The sequence below is a fragment of the Nocardia lasii genome, from assembly GCF_042658545.1.
Lineage (GTDB): Bacteria > Actinomycetota > Actinomycetes > Mycobacteriales > Mycobacteriaceae > Nocardia > Nocardia lasii.
In genome coordinates this window covers 183393-201414 of the sequence record NZ_JBHSQN010000010.1, presented here as the reverse complement: position 1 = coordinate 201414, position 18022 = coordinate 183393, and the positions used below count along the sequence as shown (strand labels likewise).

The 18022-nt window shown below is 69.2% G+C and carries 16 protein-coding genes and 1 pseudogene; 10 read left to right on the top strand and 7 right to left on the bottom strand.

Annotated elements, in window-relative coordinates:
• Positions 1 to 19 precede the first annotated feature (19 nt).
• Genes ACFP3H_RS15485 through ACFP3H_RS15475 form a run of 3 tightly spaced genes read left to right on the top strand, consistent with a single transcriptional unit; the run spans position 20 to position 2799 of the window.
• Entirely contained in the window at positions 20 to 526 is a 507-nt protein-coding gene (locus ACFP3H_RS15485; RefSeq protein ID WP_378606054.1) for a hypothetical protein, read from the top strand.
• Positions 527 to 559: 33 nt separating this feature from the next.
• Entirely contained in the window at positions 560 to 2386 is a 1827-nt protein-coding gene (locus ACFP3H_RS15480) for a type IV secretory system conjugative DNA transfer family protein (RefSeq protein ID WP_378606051.1), read from the top strand.
• Positions 2383 to 2799, top strand: a complete 417-nt coding sequence (locus ACFP3H_RS15475) for a DUF4913 domain-containing protein (protein WP_378606048.1) — start codon at positions 2383 to 2385, stop codon at positions 2797 to 2799. The genes ACFP3H_RS15480 and ACFP3H_RS15475 overlap by 4 nt, the downstream gene beginning before the upstream one ends.
• 45 nt (positions 2800 to 2844) lie before the next feature.
• On the opposite strand, the gene ACFP3H_RS15470 is transcribed toward ACFP3H_RS15475, so the two are convergent.
• Positions 2845 to 3426 (bottom strand): hypothetical protein, encoded by a 582-nt coding sequence (locus ACFP3H_RS15470; RefSeq protein WP_378606045.1) that lies wholly within the window; start codon positions 3424 to 3426, stop codon positions 2845 to 2847.
• A 240-nt stretch (positions 3427 to 3666) separates the two neighbouring features.
• Complete coding sequence (locus ACFP3H_RS15465) at positions 3667 to 4563, bottom strand: peptidylprolyl isomerase (protein WP_378606042.1); 897 nt, start codon at positions 4561 to 4563, stop codon at positions 3667 to 3669.
• Between the two features lie 86 nt (positions 4564 to 4649).
• Here ACFP3H_RS15465 and hisS point away from each other — a divergent pair, with 86 nt between their 5' ends.
• Together hisS and ACFP3H_RS15455 are read left to right on the top strand one after the other, a co-directional pair.
• Positions 4650 to 5924: a histidine--tRNA ligase gene (hisS, locus tag ACFP3H_RS15460; protein WP_378606039.1), complete on the top strand. Its 1275-nt coding sequence runs from the start codon at positions 4650 to 4652 to the stop codon at positions 5922 to 5924.
• Positions 5925 to 5993: 69 nt separating this feature from the next.
• Positions 5994 to 6647: a hypothetical protein gene (locus ACFP3H_RS15455; RefSeq protein ID WP_378606036.1), complete on the top strand. Its 654-nt coding sequence runs from the start codon at positions 5994 to 5996 to the stop codon at positions 6645 to 6647.
• Positions 6648 to 6882: 235 nt separating this feature from the next.
• Here ACFP3H_RS15455 and ACFP3H_RS15450 read toward each other — a convergent pair whose 3' ends face one another.
• The gene (locus tag ACFP3H_RS15450; protein WP_378606033.1) at positions 6883 to 7896 is read right to left on the bottom strand and encodes an Rv2578c family radical SAM protein; all 1014 of its coding nucleotides are present in this window, start codon (positions 7894 to 7896) and stop codon (positions 6883 to 6885) included.
• Positions 7897 to 7927: 31 nt separating this feature from the next.
• The gene (locus ACFP3H_RS15445) at positions 7928 to 8902 is read right to left on the bottom strand and encodes an NAD-dependent epimerase/dehydratase family protein (protein WP_378606031.1); all 975 of its coding nucleotides are present in this window, start codon (positions 8900 to 8902) and stop codon (positions 7928 to 7930) included.
• Between the two features lie 191 nt (positions 8903 to 9093).
• Here ACFP3H_RS15445 and ACFP3H_RS15440 point away from each other — a divergent pair, with 191 nt between their 5' ends.
• Positions 9094 to 9423, top strand: a complete 330-nt coding sequence (locus tag ACFP3H_RS15440; RefSeq protein ID WP_378606028.1) for a type VII secretion target — start codon at positions 9094 to 9096, stop codon at positions 9421 to 9423.
• Complete coding sequence (locus ACFP3H_RS15435) at positions 9420 to 11039, top strand: hypothetical protein (protein ID WP_378606025.1); 1620 nt, start codon at positions 9420 to 9422, stop codon at positions 11037 to 11039. The genes ACFP3H_RS15440 and ACFP3H_RS15435 overlap by 4 nt, the downstream gene beginning before the upstream one ends.
• A gap of 173 nt (positions 11040 to 11212) precedes the next feature.
• On the opposite strand, the gene ACFP3H_RS15430 is transcribed toward ACFP3H_RS15435, so the two are convergent.
• The gene (locus ACFP3H_RS15430; RefSeq protein WP_378606022.1) at positions 11213 to 11707 is read right to left on the bottom strand and encodes a hypothetical protein; all 495 of its coding nucleotides are present in this window, start codon (positions 11705 to 11707) and stop codon (positions 11213 to 11215) included.
• Between the two features lie 47 nt (positions 11708 to 11754).
• The gene (ypfJ, locus tag ACFP3H_RS15425) at positions 11755 to 12666 is read right to left on the bottom strand and encodes a KPN_02809 family neutral zinc metallopeptidase (RefSeq protein ID WP_378606019.1); all 912 of its coding nucleotides are present in this window, start codon (positions 12664 to 12666) and stop codon (positions 11755 to 11757) included.
• 582 nt (positions 12667 to 13248) lie between these two features.
• Between ypfJ and aspS the strand changes: the two genes are divergently transcribed.
• Positions 13249 to 15054, top strand: coding sequence for an aspartate--tRNA ligase (gene aspS, locus ACFP3H_RS15420; RefSeq protein ID WP_378606016.1), 1806 nt, complete (start codon positions 13249 to 13251; stop codon positions 15052 to 15054).
• 67 nt (positions 15055 to 15121) lie between these two features.
• On the top strand, positions 15122 to 16090 hold the full coding sequence (locus ACFP3H_RS15415) for a DUF389 domain-containing protein (RefSeq protein WP_378606013.1): 969 nt from the start codon (positions 15122 to 15124) through the stop codon (positions 16088 to 16090).
• On the opposite strand, the gene ACFP3H_RS15410 is transcribed toward ACFP3H_RS15415, so the two are convergent.
• The gene (locus tag ACFP3H_RS15410) at positions 16091 to 17101 is read right to left on the bottom strand and encodes a hypothetical protein (protein WP_378606011.1); all 1011 of its coding nucleotides are present in this window, start codon (positions 17099 to 17101) and stop codon (positions 16091 to 16093) included.
• Between the two features lie 193 nt (positions 17102 to 17294).
• Here ACFP3H_RS15410 and ACFP3H_RS15405 point away from each other — a divergent pair.
• A pseudogene (locus tag ACFP3H_RS15405) lies at positions 17295 to 18022 on the top strand (kinase); the annotation flags it as partial.

The following is an 18022-nucleotide window of genomic DNA, read 5'->3' as shown; positions in this document are numbered from 1 at the left end:
CCGCACGACACCGGCGGTGATGGCAGTGACCGTCCTGCTCGCGGTACCCGCCTGCGGCGGGGAGGTCACCGAGCCGAACCCCCCGGCCGCCCCGACCACCACCCGCCTGGTCGAGGCCGCGGTCGACCCGGCCACCCCCGAGGGTGTCGCGGTGGTGGCCCTGCGGGAGATCTACACCTGGAACCCCACCACCGAACAACCGGGATCATCGGTGCAACGCGCGCGAGAATGGCTGGGGCCCACCATGATACGTATGCTCGACAGTTCCGTCGGCACCACCGACACCCCGAAACCGTCACTGCGGTGGGCCGACTGGGCGCGGGCGAAAGCGCAGGTGCGCGCCTTCGCCTTCGCCTCCGGGGAACCCGCCCCGCCCAGCGCGGATCCCGCTGTCGCGCAATACAAGATCGGCATCGAACAAACGGTCGTCTACCCCGACGGCCGCACCGAAGAACTACCACCGAGCACCGTGATCGCCACGGTCGTGCGGACCCCGCTCGGCTGGCGCCTCGACGCCTTCCGCTGACCACCCACTCACCACGTCCCAAGGAGGCACGCCGTGGCGAAGAAGAAAGTGACGGACCCGGCCGCGGTCGGACCCGACACGACACTGATCATGATCGTGTTCGGCTTCGCGGTGGTGGCCACCCTGGCGGTGGCCCTACACCTGGGCAACGCGCTGGCCGTTGTGCGCCAGGACATCCCGCTCAACCCGATCGCGGTGATCGCCGACCTGGCCAGGGGCAAGCTCGTCTGGCCGCGGTCGTCCACGGTGATCGTGCTGCTCGTCGTCGGCTCGGTGATCGCCTACGTGGTGCTGCGCAAGCAGTTGCGCAAACGCGCGGTCATCGGCCGTCTAGCGATCGACGACAAGGCCGATTACATGGGCAGCGGGAGCGCGATCGCCTCGATCACCGAGGCGGGGGTGCGGGAGAAGGCGAGAATTCTCGGTGTCGAACTGCTGGCCGACGACGCGCCCGGTGTGCCGATCGGGGTCGCTGTGGCTGACGGAACCCCGCTCTACGGTTCCTATGAGGACCTGCACCTCGATATCTGGGGACCCCGGCAGGGCAAATCCAGCTCGCGGGTGATCCCGGCGATCCTGTCGGCGATCGGGCCGGTGCTGGCGACGTCGAACAAACGTGATGTGGTCGACGCAACCCGTAACGTTCGAGAAGCCAAGGGCAGCCCCACATTCGTCTTCGACCCACAGGGCGTCGCCGGTGAACGCGCGACCTGGTTCTGGGATCCGCTGGCCTGGGTCAACCCGCGTGCCGAAGGCTGCGAAATGCGGGCCGTACGGTTGGCGGGCCACTTCGCCGACGCGGAGATCGGCGGCGGTACCGACGACGGCGACAGCTTCTTCGGACCCGAAGCCGAGGATCTGCTGGCGGCACTGTTTCTCGCGGCCGCCGTCGCGGGCAAGCCGATCACGCAGGTGTGGGAATGGGTGACGAGCCCGCAGAACAACGAGGCGATCCAGATCCTGCGCGATGTCGGCCACCACTACCTCGCCTCCGGTTTGGCCATGCAGTACAACGCCGAACCGCGCACCAAGGGCGGCACTTTCTCCTACGCCAAGAAGATGATTCGCTGCCTGCAGCTGTCGAACATCCATGCCTGGATCACGCCGGGCAGCGACTCCCGCCGTCAGTTCGACGAACTCGAGTTCCTCGAGAAGAACGGCACCCTGTACTCACTGTCACTGGAAGGGCGCGGATCGGCGGCCCCGCTGGTCAGCGCGCTGACCGAAGCGGTCATTGATGTGGCCATGCGCAAAGCGTCGCGATCCTCGGGCGGTCGCTTGCCGATCCCGCTGCTCGCGGTGCTGGACGAAGCCGCGAACGTCGTTCGCTGGAAGGACCTGCCGAAGCAGTACAGCCACTTCGGCTCGCGCGGCATCGTGGTGATGACGGTGTTGCAGTCATGGGCCCAGGGCGCGCGCTGCTGGGGTGAGGACGGGATGAACGCCCTGTGGTCCGCCGCCAACATCAAGGTGCTCGGCAGCGGTGTCGACGACATGGCTTTCCTGCGTGACCGCTCCGAGGCGATCGGTGAGTACGACTCGATCTCGTCGTCGATGTCGCAGTCGGGCAACAGCAAGAGCTACTCGCGCTCGTTGAGCTCCTCGGTGACGTTCACGCCGCAGGGCTTGGCCACGTTGCCGCGCGGTCGCGCGGTCGTGTTCACCTCCGGTCAGCCCGCGGTGCTCGTGCGCACAGTGCCCTGGTGGGAGTCCGAGTACGAAGCCGTTGTCAAGGCGTCCATCGAGGACAACGATCCGACCCGCAAGACGCGGATCGATGATCTGTTCGGGTCGCCTGCCCTAGTGAAATCCACCCCGCCGGATGAGATCGGTGAAATCGAGGAGGTCAAGCCACTGTGAGCGACGATATTTCGAGTACGGACCGGCCGTCGGCGGTCTATACCGGCGTGACCGAGTTCGTGGGTGAGTACCTGAGCCAGCTGTACCAGCGGCAGGTCACCGACATCAGCGACACCGTGTGGTGCCCCGAGTGGTGGCGCCACCCGGAGGCCGCCGTGCGTTTGGACGCGCTGTGGCAGGCCTGGGAGTACTACCGGATGAAGGGCGGTCCCGGAATCAGCGTGTGGTTCCTCGAACACGCCGACCCACACATGAGCAAGCTGTTCGACCCGCGCGGGCCGTTCAAGTACTGCAGTGTGCGCAACGGCCACAAGGAGATGCTGTCCTCGTTGCCGTTGAAGACGCCGGACCTCGAGCAGTGGAACGAACCGGAGAACGGACTCTGGGACAAGAGTGGACGGTTCACCGCCTAGCGGTGCGTCCGAGAGCTCGGCGGTATCGGACTCGTGCCGCCGAGCTCAGCGCCGGGGGTCGATCCCGCGCTCGATGCCCAGCTCGATCCCGAGCTCCGGGCCGCGCGCGCGCACCTGGGGAGTGCGCACCGCCGCGTCACGCAGGCGGATCGCGTCGTCCGGTGAGATGCCGTGGCCCATTTCGACCAGCATGCGCACCTGGCTCAGTTCCGGGGCGACGCCCGCGCGCTGCAGATGGGCCGCGATCGCGGAACGCCGCTCGGTGGAGTCGTAGTTCGCCGCCTGCGCGACGCCGCTCGTCGCGAACGGGGACCCGACGTCCTTGTGGAGGCTGATTCCGCGCGTTTCCACCCCTCGCGCTTCGAGACCGCGCGACTCGATCGTCCGCGGACTCAGCGACATCATCTCCTTGAGTTCGAGATTGCGCGGATCCTTGGCCTTGAGATCGCGCGCCTCGCGAATCTGCAACTCGCGCGCTTCCTTCATCTTGGCCTCGATCGCCTTCGCGCGGGACTCGGCCTCTTTCTGGCCGTGTTCGCGCGACTTGAGGGCGACCAGGGTGGCCATCTGCAGCATCGTGCGCATCATGGACGCCGTTTCGCTGCCGATGTCGTCGAGTTCCGCCATGACTGCTCCCCGATGCTGCTGTGGAAGTGGACATCTGAGCCTACCGCGCGAAGGATACGGTGCGATGTCGGGCGCGGCGCGTCGGTGGGGGAGAACGTTCGGCGGACGGCGTCGGATTCGGACGAATCGTAGGGTTGCCTAGCCTGATGATGATCTTCTTCGCATGTCGGGGGCCCAAAAGCGGAAAACGGCCCGGACACACGAGCGTGTCCGGGCCGTTTCCTTGCCGAGAAAGCGGTGTCAGCCCACCTTGACGGAGTTGAACGAGATCGGAATGGCGGGGCCGCCGTCCTGGGCGCCGCCCTTCACGCCGCCGCCCGCGACCTTGTCCAGGGTGGCCAGACCGGCGTCGTCGATGGTGCCGAAGATGGTGTAGTTCGGCGGCAGCTGGGTGTCACCGAAGACCAGGAAGAACTGGCTTCCGTTGGTGCCCTTGCCCTCCGGCGAGATCCCGGCGTTGGCCATCGCGATCACGCCGCGCTGGTAGTTCACCGGCTGCTGCAGGGCCGGATCGTTGAGCGGGTACAGGTCGGTCGGGTACTCGTTGTCGAAGCTGTAGCCGGGACCGCCCTTGCCGGTGGCCGTCGGGTCACCGCACTGCAGGATGCCGAAGCCGGGGGTGGCCACGATGCGGTGGCAGCTGGTCTTGTCGAAGTAGCCCTGGCTCGCCAGGCTCACCAGCGAGTTGACCGTGCAGGGAGCCGCGGCGCTGTTGAGCGACAGGCCGATCGGGCCCTGGGTGGAGTCGATCGACACCTTCACCTCGGGGCCGTCGGTGGCGACCGAGGTCGTGGTCGGCGCGGTGACCGGCTTGGCCGAGGGCTCCTGATCGGCCGGGTAGCCGCAGTCGACCGTGGCGGGCTTGGCCGCGGGCGGCGGCGGGCCGGGGATGTCGAGGGGCGTGTTGACGAACTGGGTCGTCGGCACCGCCGAGGACGATTCGGCGTTCGTGTCGGCCTCGTCGCCGCCCTTGGTGAGGAAATACACCCCGGTCACCGCGGCCGCGACGACGATCACACCCAGTACCGAGCCCGCGATCGTCAAGCGCTTGCGCTTCTTCTCCTGCTCGGCTCGTCGTGCCAGCTGGCGTTCCAGCTTGCGCTTGGCCGCCGCCCGTCGCTGTTCGTTACTCGGCACTACCGCGTTCCTCCCGTGTTCGTCAGGTTCGGTTAGAGGGTAACCGGTTGGACGCGAGGGGCGCCCGTGGGGAAAACTGGACCATCGTGACCAAGACCAGCAGCTTCACCGCCCCGAAGGGGGTCCCGGATTACCTGCCGCCCGGTTCGGCCGAGTTCGTCGCCGTTCGCGACGGCTTGATCCACGCCGCCCGCCTCGCCGGGTACGGGCACGTCGAGCTGCCGGTATTCGAGCAGACCGCCCTGTTCGCCCGCGGCGTCGGCGAGTCGACCGACGTGGTCAGCAAGGAGATGTGGACCTTCGCCGACCGCAACGGCGAGAGCTTCACCCTGCGCCCCGAGGGCACCGCGGGCGTGATGCGCGCGGTGATCCAGCACGGTCTGGACAAGAGCGGCCAGCTGCCGGTCAAACTGGTGTACGCGGGCCCGTTCTTCCGATACGAGCGCCCGCAGGCCGGTCGCTACCGCCAGTTGCAGCAGGTCGGCATCGAGGCCATCGGGGTCGACGATCCCGCGCTCGACGCCGAGGTCATCGCCATCGCCGACGCCGGCTTCCGGTCGCTGGGCCTGGACGGTTTCCGCCTCGAGATCACCTCCCTCGGTGACGAGACCTGCCGCCCGCAGTACCGCGAACTGCTCCAGGAATTCCTGCTCGGCCTGCCGCTGGACGAGGAGACCCGCCGTCGCGCGCGGATCAACCCGCTGCGCGTGCTCGACGACAAGCGACCCGAGGTGCGCGAGCTGACCGCGAACGCGCCGCTGATGATCGACCACCTGTCCGAATCGGCCAAGGCCCACTTCGACCAGGTCCTGGCCCACCTCGACGCGCTCGGCGTGGCGTACGTGGTGAATCCGCGGATGGTGCGCGGCCTGGACTACTACACCAAGACCACGTTCGAATTCGTGCACGACAAGCTCGGCGCCCAGTCGGGCATCGGCGGCGGCGGACGCTACGACGGGCTGATGTCCGAACTCGGCGGCCAACCGCTCTCGGGCATCGGCTTCGGGCTCGGGGTCGACCGCACAGTGCTCGCACTCGCGGCCGAGGGCAAGTCCGCGGCCGATCCGGCGCGCTGCCAGGTCTTCGGGGTGGCGCTCGGCGACGCGGCCAAGGCGCGGATGGTGGCGTTGGCGGGGCAGTTGCGCGCCGCCGACATCAGTGTCGACCTGGCCTACGGCGACCGTGGGATGAAGGGCGCGATGAAGGGCGCCGACCGGTCGGGGGCGAAGTACACCCTCGTGCTCGGCGATCGCGACCTGGCCGAGAACACCGTCGTGGTCAAGGAGATGGCCAGCGGTGAGCAGCGGCCGGTGGCGCTAGACGAGGTCGTCGGCGTGCTCGGCGAAGCGCTCGGGCGCTAGCCACTCGGCTGCCCCGCCGGGTGCGGCGCGGTAATCTGACCGCGCCGCACGCCGGGTGGGCCGGCGGAGGTGGAGAGGGACATCGTGGACGGGCAGTCGGCGGCCAACCAACCGGTCGGAATCGACCTGGTCGCACCCGAGGTGTTCGCGCCGATGTTGCGCAGGCTCGCGCTGGCCGCATTCGGCGTCGGGGTCGGCGCCACCCTGCTGGCGGCGGTGTGGCTGAGCTGGCCGGTCGCGATCCTGATCGGTCTCGCCGTCGCGGTGCCGACCATCGCCTACGTCTTCGCGTTCGCGCGGCGACGGATGTGGTTGAGCGGCACGGTGATCCGCGCGCACCGGCTGCTCGGCGAGCGCACCTTCGACATCGCCACCGCCACCGGCGTCCAACTGCTGGTCTACCCGGGACGGCTGCGGCGCATCGTGTTGAAGCTCAGCACCGACACCGACACCCAGCTGGTGCCGCTGGCCATGTACACCGACGCGGGCAGCGGTCGCGAACTGCACCTGCTCGGGCTGCGCAAGCTCGCCGACGCGCTCGCCGCCAGCGAACTGGTCGCCGCGATCGCGATCTCGGAGGTGCTGGTCCAGCAACTGCGCGCCGAGGCCCGCGATGCCGCGCTCGGGGAACGTCCGCTGTATCGCGCGGTCCAGTCGGCGCCGACCACACCGGGGGTGGCGCCGGTCGCGCTGACGGATTCCGAAGTCGCCGCGCTGTCCTGAGATGCTCCTGACGTGCGGGGTGACCGGGTGCTGCCGCCGCGTCGACCGGGTTCTCCCTGGTGACGCGTCGTCCCTTCGGTCCGCGACGATCGGCGGCAGGTCCCCGGCGTCTGCCGTGATCGAACCGGTCCGTCTGTGCCACACCGGTCCGAAGGGCGCGTGGGATCGCCGCCACCACCGGCAACGCTGGCCGTGTCGGTTCGAGCTGTGGGTCGATGGGGGCGGTGCGTGGACTTCAAGCGAACAGGGCCAGTTGTGGGTCGATCGGGGCGGGTCGGGGTGGCGTGGGGGTGGTGGGGCCCTGGGTCTGGCGTAGGCCGTGGTGGGTCAGCAGTGGGTTCACGCGTTCGCGTAACCAGTCCCGGTACAGGGTGGTGACATTGCCGCCGCGCGGATAGAGCTGGCGGTAGCGGCGCATCAGGGCCGGGTGCTCGGCGGCCAACCAGGTGAGGAACCAGTCCCTGGTGGGCCCGCGCAGGTGCATGGGGAAGGCCATCGCGCTGGTGGCGCCCGCGTCGGCGATCGCGGCGAACAGGGCCTCGAGGTGGGCCCGGCTGTCGGTGAGGCAGGGGATGATCGGGGCGGCCATGACATGGACGGTGAAACCCGCGTCCGACAGGGCGCGGACCAGATCCAGGCGGGCGCGCGGTTCGGGCGTGCCGGGTTCGAGGCTGTGGTGCAGGTCGGGATCGAGGATGGCGATCGACACCGCGACACTCACCTCGACCGTGCGGGCGGCCTCCACCAGCAGCGGCAGATCGCGGCGCAGCAGTGGACCCTTGGTGAGAATCGAGAAGGGCGTACCCGCGTCGGTCAGGGCGCGAATGATGCCGGGCATCAAGCGATACCGACCCTCCGCGCGCTGGTAGGGGTCGGTGTTGGTGCCCAGCGCCACCGGCTCGCGCTGCCAGGACCGGCGGCCGAGCTCGCGGCGCAGCACGGCCGCGATATTGGTCTTCACCACGATCTCGGAATCGAAATCCTCGCCCGCGTCGAGGCCGAGATACTCGTGGCTGCCGCGCGCGAAGCAGTAGCGGCAGGCGTGCGAGCAACCGCGCATCGGGTTGATCGTCCAGGCGAAGGGCAGCGCGGAGCTCTCGGGCATCTTGTTCAGCGCGCTCTTGCACAGCACCTCGTGGAAGGTGATGCCGTCGAACTCGGGGGTGCGGACCGAACGGACCAACCCGGCCCTGGTCAGGCCGGGTAGTGCGCCGTCGTCGGCGTCGAGGGTCTGGGCTTGCCACCGCACCCCCCTAGTCGAACAGGTGTTCGAGTTCGTGTCAAGCGCGGCGCGCGGTTTGCAGGAAGTCGACCAGATCGGCGATCGTCTGCGGGGTCGGGCGCGGGTGGTAGCCGAGTTCGCGTTCGGCCTTGCCGTGATCGACGATCGGCGCCGAGATCAGCGCGCCCAGTGCGGCTTTGGACACGATGTCGGAACCGAGACGTTTGCCGATCGGCTCGAGCACCGGCAGTAGCGCGCCGAGCAGCTTGGCCGGGATGGCGAACCGGGGGCCCGCGGCACCGGTGCGGGCCGCGGCCTGGCGGCACAGGTCGATCATGGTCGTCATCGTGCCGCCGAGCAGGTAGTTCTCGCCCGTGCGGCCCTTCTCCCCGGCCAGGATCAGGCCCTGGGCCACGTCGCGCACGTCGACCAGGTCGAAACCGCCGCCGATCATCACCGGAATCCGGCCGCGCATCGCCTCGGCGGCGGTGCGGTTGAGGCGCGAGAGGCGTCCCGGGTGGTCGGCGGGGCCGAAGACGCCGGTGGGATTGACGATCACCGCGTCGAGTCCGCGCTCGATCACCGGTCGCAGGGCCAGCTCACCGGCCCATTTGGAGCGGTCGTACACCGGCAGTCCCGGTTCGTCGGACCGCGCGGAGGTCTCGTCGATGTGTCCGCCCGCGCGGTACTGGTCGAAGGCGTGGATGGAGCTGGTGTGCACGAACCGGCGCACGCCCGCGTCCAGGGCGGCCTCGGCGGTCACCCGCACGCCGTCGGTGTTCACCCGCCACGCGAGATCGTTGCGCTCGGCGAGGGTGATCAGCGCGACCAGGTGGTAGACCACCTCGGTCTCGGCCAACGCCGCGCGCATCGACGCGGGGTCGAGGACGTCGCCGTCGACCCAGGTGACGGCCGGATCGTCGAGGGTGGGGGCGGCTCGGTCGATGGCCACGACGGTGTGGCCGCGCTCGACGAGCAGCGGGATCAGATTGGTACCGAGATAGCCGGCTGCGCCGGTCACTGCGACCTTCATGGGGCGAGGATATAGAACATGTTCTAGTTTTGACAGGGGATCGGGCCCGCGGAATCGGGGACGACTCGAAAACTGTCGTGGTGTTCGGCTATATTCGGACCCACTCGTCATCGGGTGGTCGCGTCGGGAGTTTCGCGATCGCCGATCGCGGGTCAGGGCAGCCATTTTCACAACGAGTTGGGGGGATTCGCATGACCGATCTCTCGGTGCAAACAGACGGCGTCGCGGCCTTCGCCGCGACGAATGCCGCGGTCGCCAGTCAGGTCGCCTCGGGCGCCATCACCGACGCCGCGGGCAATGTCGCCGCGATGACCCCGGTGTTCGGGCTCATCGGCGCCGACTACCTGGCCATGTTCGCCGCCGCGCAGGCGTTGCAGGCCAAGGACATCAACGATCTCTCGGCCCGGTTCAGCTCGCTCTCGGACGCCGCCTTCAAGTCCTCGGTGACCTTCGAGACGACCGACATCGACAATGCCGCCGACATCGCGCGCCAGGCCGCCGGAATCGGCGGCGCGGTATGAAGCCGTTGAGCGCCGACGGTGGCGTCATCGCCCCCGAGTCCCCGATGGCCACCGCCGACGCCGCGACGGCCTCGGCGCTGGGTGCGGTGCCGGTCGAAGCGCCCGCGTTCCCCGACGTGTCGCTGATGCAGATGCCCGAGGATGTGGCGGCCGGCGAGGAAGCGGTCTTCACGCTCGCGCAGAAGATCACCGACGAGGTCGGCGGCAGCCCGATGGCCCCGGCCGGCCTCGGCGGGTTGGGCGGCCTCGGCAACGGATCGGTACTGCCGCAGGACATCCTGGCCGGGATCTCCGAGGACGCCTCCTCGGCGCTGGGCGGCGTGCAGGCGCAGATCGCCGACGCCGCCGCGCCCGCCCTGCTCACCGCGCAGACCGCGTTCGACCAGGCCAAGTCGGCGCTGAGCGGCACCTCCGGCGGTGGCGCGGCCACCGCCGCCAATCCGGCCGCCGCCGCGACGACGCTGACCGAAGATCCGGTCACCGCGCTGCTCAACGGGCTGTCACTCCCTGCGCTGCCCGGCATCGAGTCGCTGTTCGAGCCGCTGCTGCAACTGCTGAGCAGCTTCGGCACCGGCGTATTCAGCTCGCTCGACCCCACCACATTGCTGAGCAACTCCTCCGCCGTGATCGACCAGGCGATGAGTCTGGCCCAGGGCGGCGTGAAGACGGTGCAGCAGCTGTGGGAGGGCCAGGCCGCCGACGCGGCCACCAATGCCAGCCAGACCGCCCAGGTCCAGGGCGACGAGACCAGCCAGCGCGGACTCGATATCGCCGCGCTCACCCAGCAGGCCGCCGCCGTCGTCCAGTCCGGCAACACCCAGCTGTCCACGATCGCCAGCACGTTCGCCGCCCAGGCGGTCGCGCTGGCGCCCACGATCATGCTGCCGCCCACCCAGGCGGCGCTGATCGGACTGGCCACCCAGCATCTCGGTGAGGCGGTCACCGTCGTCAACATCACCCGCGGCCAATTGGCCGGGCACACCGCCGAACTCAGCGGTGTGGTGCAGCAGCTGGTCGGGTCGAGCGGGCTGCCCTCGCCCGACGAGGTCCTCAGCGCGGTGTCGGAGAACATCGGCGAACCGCTGCTCACCCAGGCGCAGGACGCGATCTCCGGCGGCGGCGACAATACTGCCGCAGCCAGCGCGAATCCGGCCGCCACGGCCAATCCCGGCACCACCACCCCGTCGGGCCTCGGCTCCGGCGGATCGGGTGGCGGCGGTGGCGGTGCCGCGCTCGGCGCACTGGGTACCGCGCGCGGCGGCAGTGGCGGTGGCGGTGGTGGTGGCGGCACCCCGAGCGCCGCGACCCCGAAGGTCACCGCGGCCGTGCCGGGAGCGGCAGTGCCCGCCGGTCGCGCGATGGCGATGGGCGGCATGGGCAATACGATGGCCGCCGGTTCCAGCGGAACGTCCGGGATGATGGGCGGCGGCGCGGGTGCCGGCGCCGGTCGTGGCGGCAACAACGACGAAGAACACGGTCGTACCGTGCAGCCGTACCAGAGTCGCACCGGCAACGACGATCTCACCGGTGCGCTGGGCGAGGCCACGCCCGATGTGATCGGCGCGGTGCACCCGGACGAGCGCGATGTCGAGGAAACGTCCGCGGATCGGTTCTGACCGAACGGGGTTCGCCGATGCGCTCGGTGAACCCCGGTCCTCGGTCGTCGAACCCCGGTCCTCGGTCGTCGCCGGGTGGTCGCGAAGCCGATCCAGGGTGCGCGGATTCGCTTCTGGTCCGACCGGTGAAGCTCAGCCCCGGAACTGGGTGTCGGAGCTGAGCTTCGAGCGGATCAGCTCTTGAAGGCGTCGATCAGCTTCTTGTACAGATCGGTGAAGCGCTTGCGCGCGTCCTTCTGCTCCGCGTTGAGACCGTCGGCGGCATCGGGGGAGTAGACCACCAGGTGGGCGTCGTCGGTGGGATCGTCGGGCATCAGGTCGATGATCTGGGTGCCACGGTTATCGCCCGCGGGCAGCCCGAAGTCGATGTCCTTCAGTGCGTTGATCTCGTCGCGCGCGGCGGAGATCACGTCCTCGGCGACCTTGCCGGTCACCTTCTTCGGCGGGTTCTCGGGCTTGCGGTCCTTGCTCGCCGCGTCCGGCATGTGCACCGCCTTGCCGTCGGCGAACACCTGCAGCACCGGGCGCAGATCGGTGCGCTGCGACCAGCCGTCGGGGATCGTGGTCAGGCTCAGCAACGGCAGTGGCGCGGGCTCGGCGTGGGCCAGCGCGCTCGCGCCGGTCAGCGTGAGCGCGCAGACGAGCAGGCCGGTGATGGTCGGGCGCATGGATTCCCCTCGGTCGAAAGACGATGCGTCGGTGTCGCGTTCGGCGCTCAGCGTAGCCCGGTCGGGTTGTCGAGGTCACGCGCGGAATAGGTGTCGCAGGACTGGACCGATCCGGTGCGGTAACCGACCAGGAACCACTTCTGGCGCTGCTGGGAGGACCCGTGCGTCCAGGACTCGGGGTTGACCCCGCGCCCGGCCGCCCGCTGGATCCGGTCGTCACCCACGGCATTGGCCGCCGACAGCGCGTCGCGGATGTCGGTGTCCGACAGCGGGTTCAGGAAGGGCGCGCCGCCGCCGGGGGAGGGCTGCTTGTCGGCGAAGTGAGCCCAGAGCCCGGCGTAGCAGTCGGCCTGCAGTTCGGTGCGCACCGCGCCCGAGGTCGCGCCCTGCGGGTCGCGCTGCGCCTTGCCGATATCGCCGAGCTGGTTCTGGATGTGGTGGCCGATCTCGTGCGCGACCACGTACTCCTGCGCCAGCGGGCCCCCGCTCGCCCCGAAGCGATCGGTCAGCTCCTGGAAGAAGGCGGTGTCGAAGTAGGCGGTCTGGTCGGCCGGGCAGTAGAACGGGCCGACATCGCTGGTGGCATTACCGCAGCCGGTGTTGATCGCCCCGGTGAACAGCATCACCTCGGGCTTCACGTACTGCTTGCCCGTCTGCTGGGGCAGTTGCACCGACCACACCGAGTCCAAGCTCAGCGCCGTCGCGATCACCCGGCAGTCCACATACTTGTTCGCGTCGGCGCCGGTCTTGCAGTGCGCGGTGTTCCCCGCCTGGGCAGGCTGCGAGACCTGACCGCCGCCCCCGTCCCCGCCGGTGATGTCCACCCCGAGCAGCAGGCTGATCACCAGCAGGATCAGACCACCCGCACCACCACCGATGGCCAACTTGCCACCCATCCCGGGCCCACCACCCGACGATGCCCGATTGGGATCGATCTGCATACCTTCGTTGAAGGTCATCGCCGTCACTCTCTATGTCTCGTCGCTCACGCAGGCGCTCTGTGCAGAACAGCTTGACACACACACGGCGCTACCGGTTTTCCGTTCCACGCTCGTGTTCCCACCAGCGCGACGAACCCCACCGACAGCCCATCCGACTGCCCGAAATGACCGTTCCGTGTCTGTTGCCATGCCGACGATCTTCACCAGGAGGCGGGAAGTGCTGGTGTTGGAGTTCACGGCACCGGGAAGCGTCCCCGCGCGGATACCGGTCCCCGACGCCGAATGCGCCGCTGCCGCGGTCCGTCGTCGGATCCATCGGTGGGCACAGCAGTCGAGGTGGCGTCGACCGTCGGGCAGCGGTTGGCGGAGGGGCGAATAGGCGAGCGGGTCACTCGTGGGGAGTCCCTGCGGGTCTCGGTGGACGACCCGGTCGGGAACGGTGGCAGGTGTCGGGCACCTGCGCACGCCCGCAGGATTGTCTCGATCGGTGTGGGGTGCGCGCGGGTCGATATCGGTTCGAGGTGGGGGTGGGGGTGTGACTACGATGGTTGTGCCGTGCGGTTCTTCGCGTCGGCGTGAAACCTCGTCGAAAGGAATACCGTGCTGCGCACCCACTTGGCTGGTTCGCTGCGAAGCGAGCACGCCGGTCAGACCGTCACCCTCACCGGCTGGGTGGCGAGGCGTCGTGACCATGGTGGCGTGACCTTCATCGATCTGCGCGACGCCTCGGGCGTCTCGCAGGTGGTCTTCCGCGAGGGCGAGGCGGCCGAGCAGGCCCACAAGCTGCGCGCGGAATTCTGTGTGCAGGTCACCGGTGTGGTGGAACGGCGGCCCGACGGCAACGAGAACCCGGAGCTGGCCACGGGCCAGATCGAGGTCGACGCGAAGGAACTGGTGGTGCTCAACGAGAGCGCGCCGCTGCCGTTCCAGCTCGACGAGACCCCCGGCGACGAGGCCCGCCTCAAGTACCGCTACCTCGACCTGCGCCGCGAGGGCCCCGGCAACGCCATCCGCCTGCGCTCGAAGGTCAACGCGGCCGCGCGCACGGTGCTGGCCGAACACGACTTCGTCGAGGTCGAGACCCCCACGCTCACCCGCTCCACCCCCGAGGGCGCCCGCGACTTCCTGGTGCCCGCGCGCCTGCAGCCGGGCAGCTTCTACGCCCTGCCGCAGAGCCCGCAGCTGTTCAAGCAGCTGCTCATGGTCGGCGGCATCGAGCGCTACTTCCAGATCGCGCGCTGCTACCGCGACGAGGACTTCCGCGCCGACCGTCAGCCCGAGTTCACCCAGCTCGACATCGAGATGAGCTTCGTGCGCCAGGAGGACGTGATCCTGCTGGCCGAGGACATCCTGACCGCGCTGTGGAAGCTGATCGGCCACGACATCGTCACCCCGATCCCGCACATGACCTACGCCGAGGCGATGCGTCGCTTCGGGTCGGACAAGCCGGACCTGCGCTTCGGTGTCGAGATCACCGAACTCACCGACTACTTCAAGGACACCACCTTCCGGGTGTTCCAGTCCGAGTACGTCGGCGCGGTCGTGATGCCCGGTGGCGCGAGCCAGCCGCGTCGTCAGCTCGACGCCTGGCAGGAATGGGCCAAGCAGCGCGGCGCCAAGGGCCTGGCCTACATCCTGATCAACGAGGACGGCACCCTCGGCGGTCCGGTCGCCAAGAACCTGACCGACACCGAGCGTGAGGGGCTGGCCAAGCAGGTCGGCGCCGAGCCGGGCGACTGCGTGTTCTTCGCCGCCGGTGCGGTGAAGTCGAGCCGGGCCCTGCTCGGCGCCGCCCGCGGCGAGATCGCCCGCAAGTGCGACCTCATCGACCCGAACGCCTGGGCTTTCGTCTGGATCGTCGACGCCCCGATGTTCGAGCCCGCCGCCGAGGCGACCGCCAGCGGCGACGTGGCGCTGGGCCACTCGGCCTGGACCGCGGTGCACCACGCGTTCACCTCGCCCAAGCCCGAGTCGCTCGACACCTTCGACACCGATCCGGGTTCGGCGCTGGCCTACGCCTACGACATCGTCTGCAACGGCAACGAGATCGGCGGCGGTTCCATCCGTATCCACCGTCGTGACGTGCAGGAACGCGTGTTCGCGGTGATGGGCATCGACAACGACGAGGCCCAGGACAAGTTCGGCTTCCTGCTCGACGCCTTCGCCTTCGGCGCCCCGCCGCACGGCGGCATCGCCTTCGGCTGGGACCGCATCACCGCGCTGCTGGCCGGTGAGGATTCCATCCGCGAGGTGATCGCGTTCCCGAAGACCGGTGGCGGCGTCGACCCGCTCACCGACGCGCCCGCGCCGATCACCCCGCAGCAGCGTAAGGAAGCCGGGATCGACGCCAAGCCGGAGGTCAAGGCCGCCGCCGACGCGCCGAAGGACGCCGCGGCCGAGAAGTAACGACAGCGCGGGACAGCCCGGTACCTTCTGGTCATATCGCTGACGCGATGCCGACCAGGAGGTACCGGTGCTTCACCTGCGTGTGATCAGCCCGCCCGACCGCACCGACGAGTTGGTGCGGATCCTCGAAACCGACCCGGGGGTCACCCATCTCACGGTGGCGCGCGGTGTCGCGCTCATGCCCGCCGGGGATCTGGTGCAGGCCGACGTGGCCAGGGAAGCGGCCAACAAGGTGCTCGCCGATGTGAAGGCGCTCGGCGTCGTCGAGCACGGCGGGATCACTCTCGGCCCGGTCACCACGGTGCTCTCCGATGCCGCCGACCGCGCGGTCCGCAACGCCCCCGGCGATCCCAGCGACGCGGTGGTCTGGGACCAACTGCTCAAGGAGACCCGCGAGGAGTCCTCGCTCAACGCCACCTTCGTCGCGTTCCTGACCATCGCCTGCCTGCTCGCCGCCATCGGGGTGGCGACGGATTCGCCGGTCACGATCGTCGGGGCGATGGTGGTGGGGCCGGAGTTCGGTCCGCTGGCGGCGCTGTCGGTGGCGCTGGTGCGGCGCAACTGGCGCCTGGCGCGGCGGTCGGTGATCGCGCTGGCCGTGGCCTTCCCGATCGCCCTGCTGATCACCCTGGGCGCCACGATCGTGTGGGAGCGGCTGGGCTGGATCACCACCGCGCGCGTGATCGACGCGCACAGCGTCGACTTCATCTACGAGGTCGGCCCGTTCTCGCTGGTGGTCGCGCTGCTGGCCGGGGCGGCGGGGATGCTGTCGTTGGTCACCGCGAAATCGGCGGCGCTGATCGGGGTGTTCATCTCGGTCACGACCGTGCCCGCGGCCGGGTACGCGGTGGTGGCCGCGACGATCGGGCAGTGGCATCGCGCGTTCGAGTCGGTGGGTCAGCTCGCGGTGAACCTGGTCGGCATCGTGATCGCCGGCGTGCTTGTGCTCGAGCTGCGACCCAAATCCGGTGACGAGACCGGCCCGCTCGGTCGGTTCAAGCGGGCCATCGGGATGCGGACCGTGCTCGAGCGCTGATCAGACGCGGGCGACCGGTCCGGCGGTGAGCATCCGGTAGGCGTAGGTGACCGCGATGACGCACACCGGCCCGGCGACGAACAGGCCGAGCCCGCACAGGGCCGCGCCGACGAGGGTGACGAGGACGACGGTGAGCGCCAGCAGCAGTGCCGCCCACAGATTGGCGAGCACCAACTGCGCGCTCGCCTTGATCGCCTCCACCGGACCGTAGTCCTGATCGATCACGAAGTGCATCGAGAACATGCACAGGAACCCGACGATCAACCCCGGCGCCAGGCACAGCGACGACGCCAGCAGGGTCGCGGCGAAGGCCAACAGTGAGGTCAGCAAGACATTGCCCGCGTTGACGAATCGGAAGAACGACCCGAAAGCCGGTGGGTATCCGTCGGTTTCGTAGAGGGCGCCGCGCACCATCGCCGCCTGCAACAGCCACAGCGCGACGATCACCACCAGGAACAGCAGCAGGATGCTGAACGGCGAGGTGGGGTTGAAAAGCTGGACCACGCCGACGAACCCGAGATAGATCAACACCCCCACCGAGGTGACGCCCAGCCACGGCCCCGTGTTCGACCGGAAGCGCTCCCAGCCGTAGCTCAGCGACCGCCCCACATCGAGGGCTTGTGCTCCCGAATGGTAGTAACCGGGCGTCTGCCCGGCGCCGCCGTTGGACACGCCGGACGCGGGGGTGGTGGAGCGGCGTAGGTTCTCCGGCTTCGTCTGCGGGACCGCGTAATCCGAACCCGTCCCCGCGGGCCCGTACTGCGGGCCGCCCTGGGTGATCGGGGGCGGCGGTTCGACGGGCTCCTGCCCGTACTGGGCGGCGCCGGGGCCCTCGAATTGCGGATAACCTGCGCCACCGGCCATTCCGTGCCGACCCGGCCCCTGACCGGCCGGGGGCGGTGGCCCGGAGCTCTCGTGCCTGCCCGGGTGGCCGGAGAATGGTCCGCCACCGCCCGGAACCGGCGACCCGCCCGGCGAATCGCTCGATGCGGCGTACGGTGTGTCGGTCACTGTGGTAGACCTTTCGACTCAACCGGTTTGCGGTGTGGCGCACAGCAGTTCACGTTGAGAAAACCCGACGCGTGAGTGATGTGTCAAGCGCACAGGCACATCCGCGCAACCTCGGCGCCAACACGCCGAGCGACGCGGAAAGGTTGTGTAACCGCTCGCTATAAGAGACCGAGCACGAGTAGCGTGAGAGGCGATGACCGCACTATTGGCCGAACGCGCCGCCGACGTCGTATCCGCAGCACAACAGTTGCTCACAAAGCGAATGGGTGCTCCGGTAAAGCTGAGCGATCCGATCGAACTCAGCGGCAGTGGTAGGACGACAGTCCTACGTGTGCGTGTCGCGGAGAACGCATTCTCGTTGCCGCGCACGCTGATCGTGAAACAGGTGCGCGGTGCCGCTCAGGACCGCCGCACCGGTGGCATGGCGCCCGGAGTCGCCAGTGTCGACGCGGCGTTCCTGCGCGAGGCGGTGTCCTACCAGTTCACCACCGCGCTGAGCCGCGAGCAGCGCCCCGGGGCGTTCCTGATCGCCTCCAGCGTTCCCGATCGCCTTCTGGTGCTGTCGGATCTGGGCGACAACGCCCTGCTCACCTCGGTGTTGCAGGCGCGCGTCGAGCCGGGCACCCGCAACGCGCTGATGGCCTTCGCGCAGGCGCTGGGCCGCATGCACGCCGCGACGGTCGGGCGCGAACCCGATTTCATCGCCCTGATGCGCCGGGTCGACTCCGCGCACCGGGTCGACGGGATCGCCCAGCAGGCCCAGGCCGCCATCGCCGAGGTGCCGGGACTGCTCGAGGCCGAGTTCGGCATCGAGGTGCCCGGCGAGATCGCCGAGCGCATCGTGCACGGCAACCGCCTGTTCACCGGTGGTCGCTATCGCGCGTTCAGCCCGTCGGATCTGTGCCCCGACAACGTGATCAT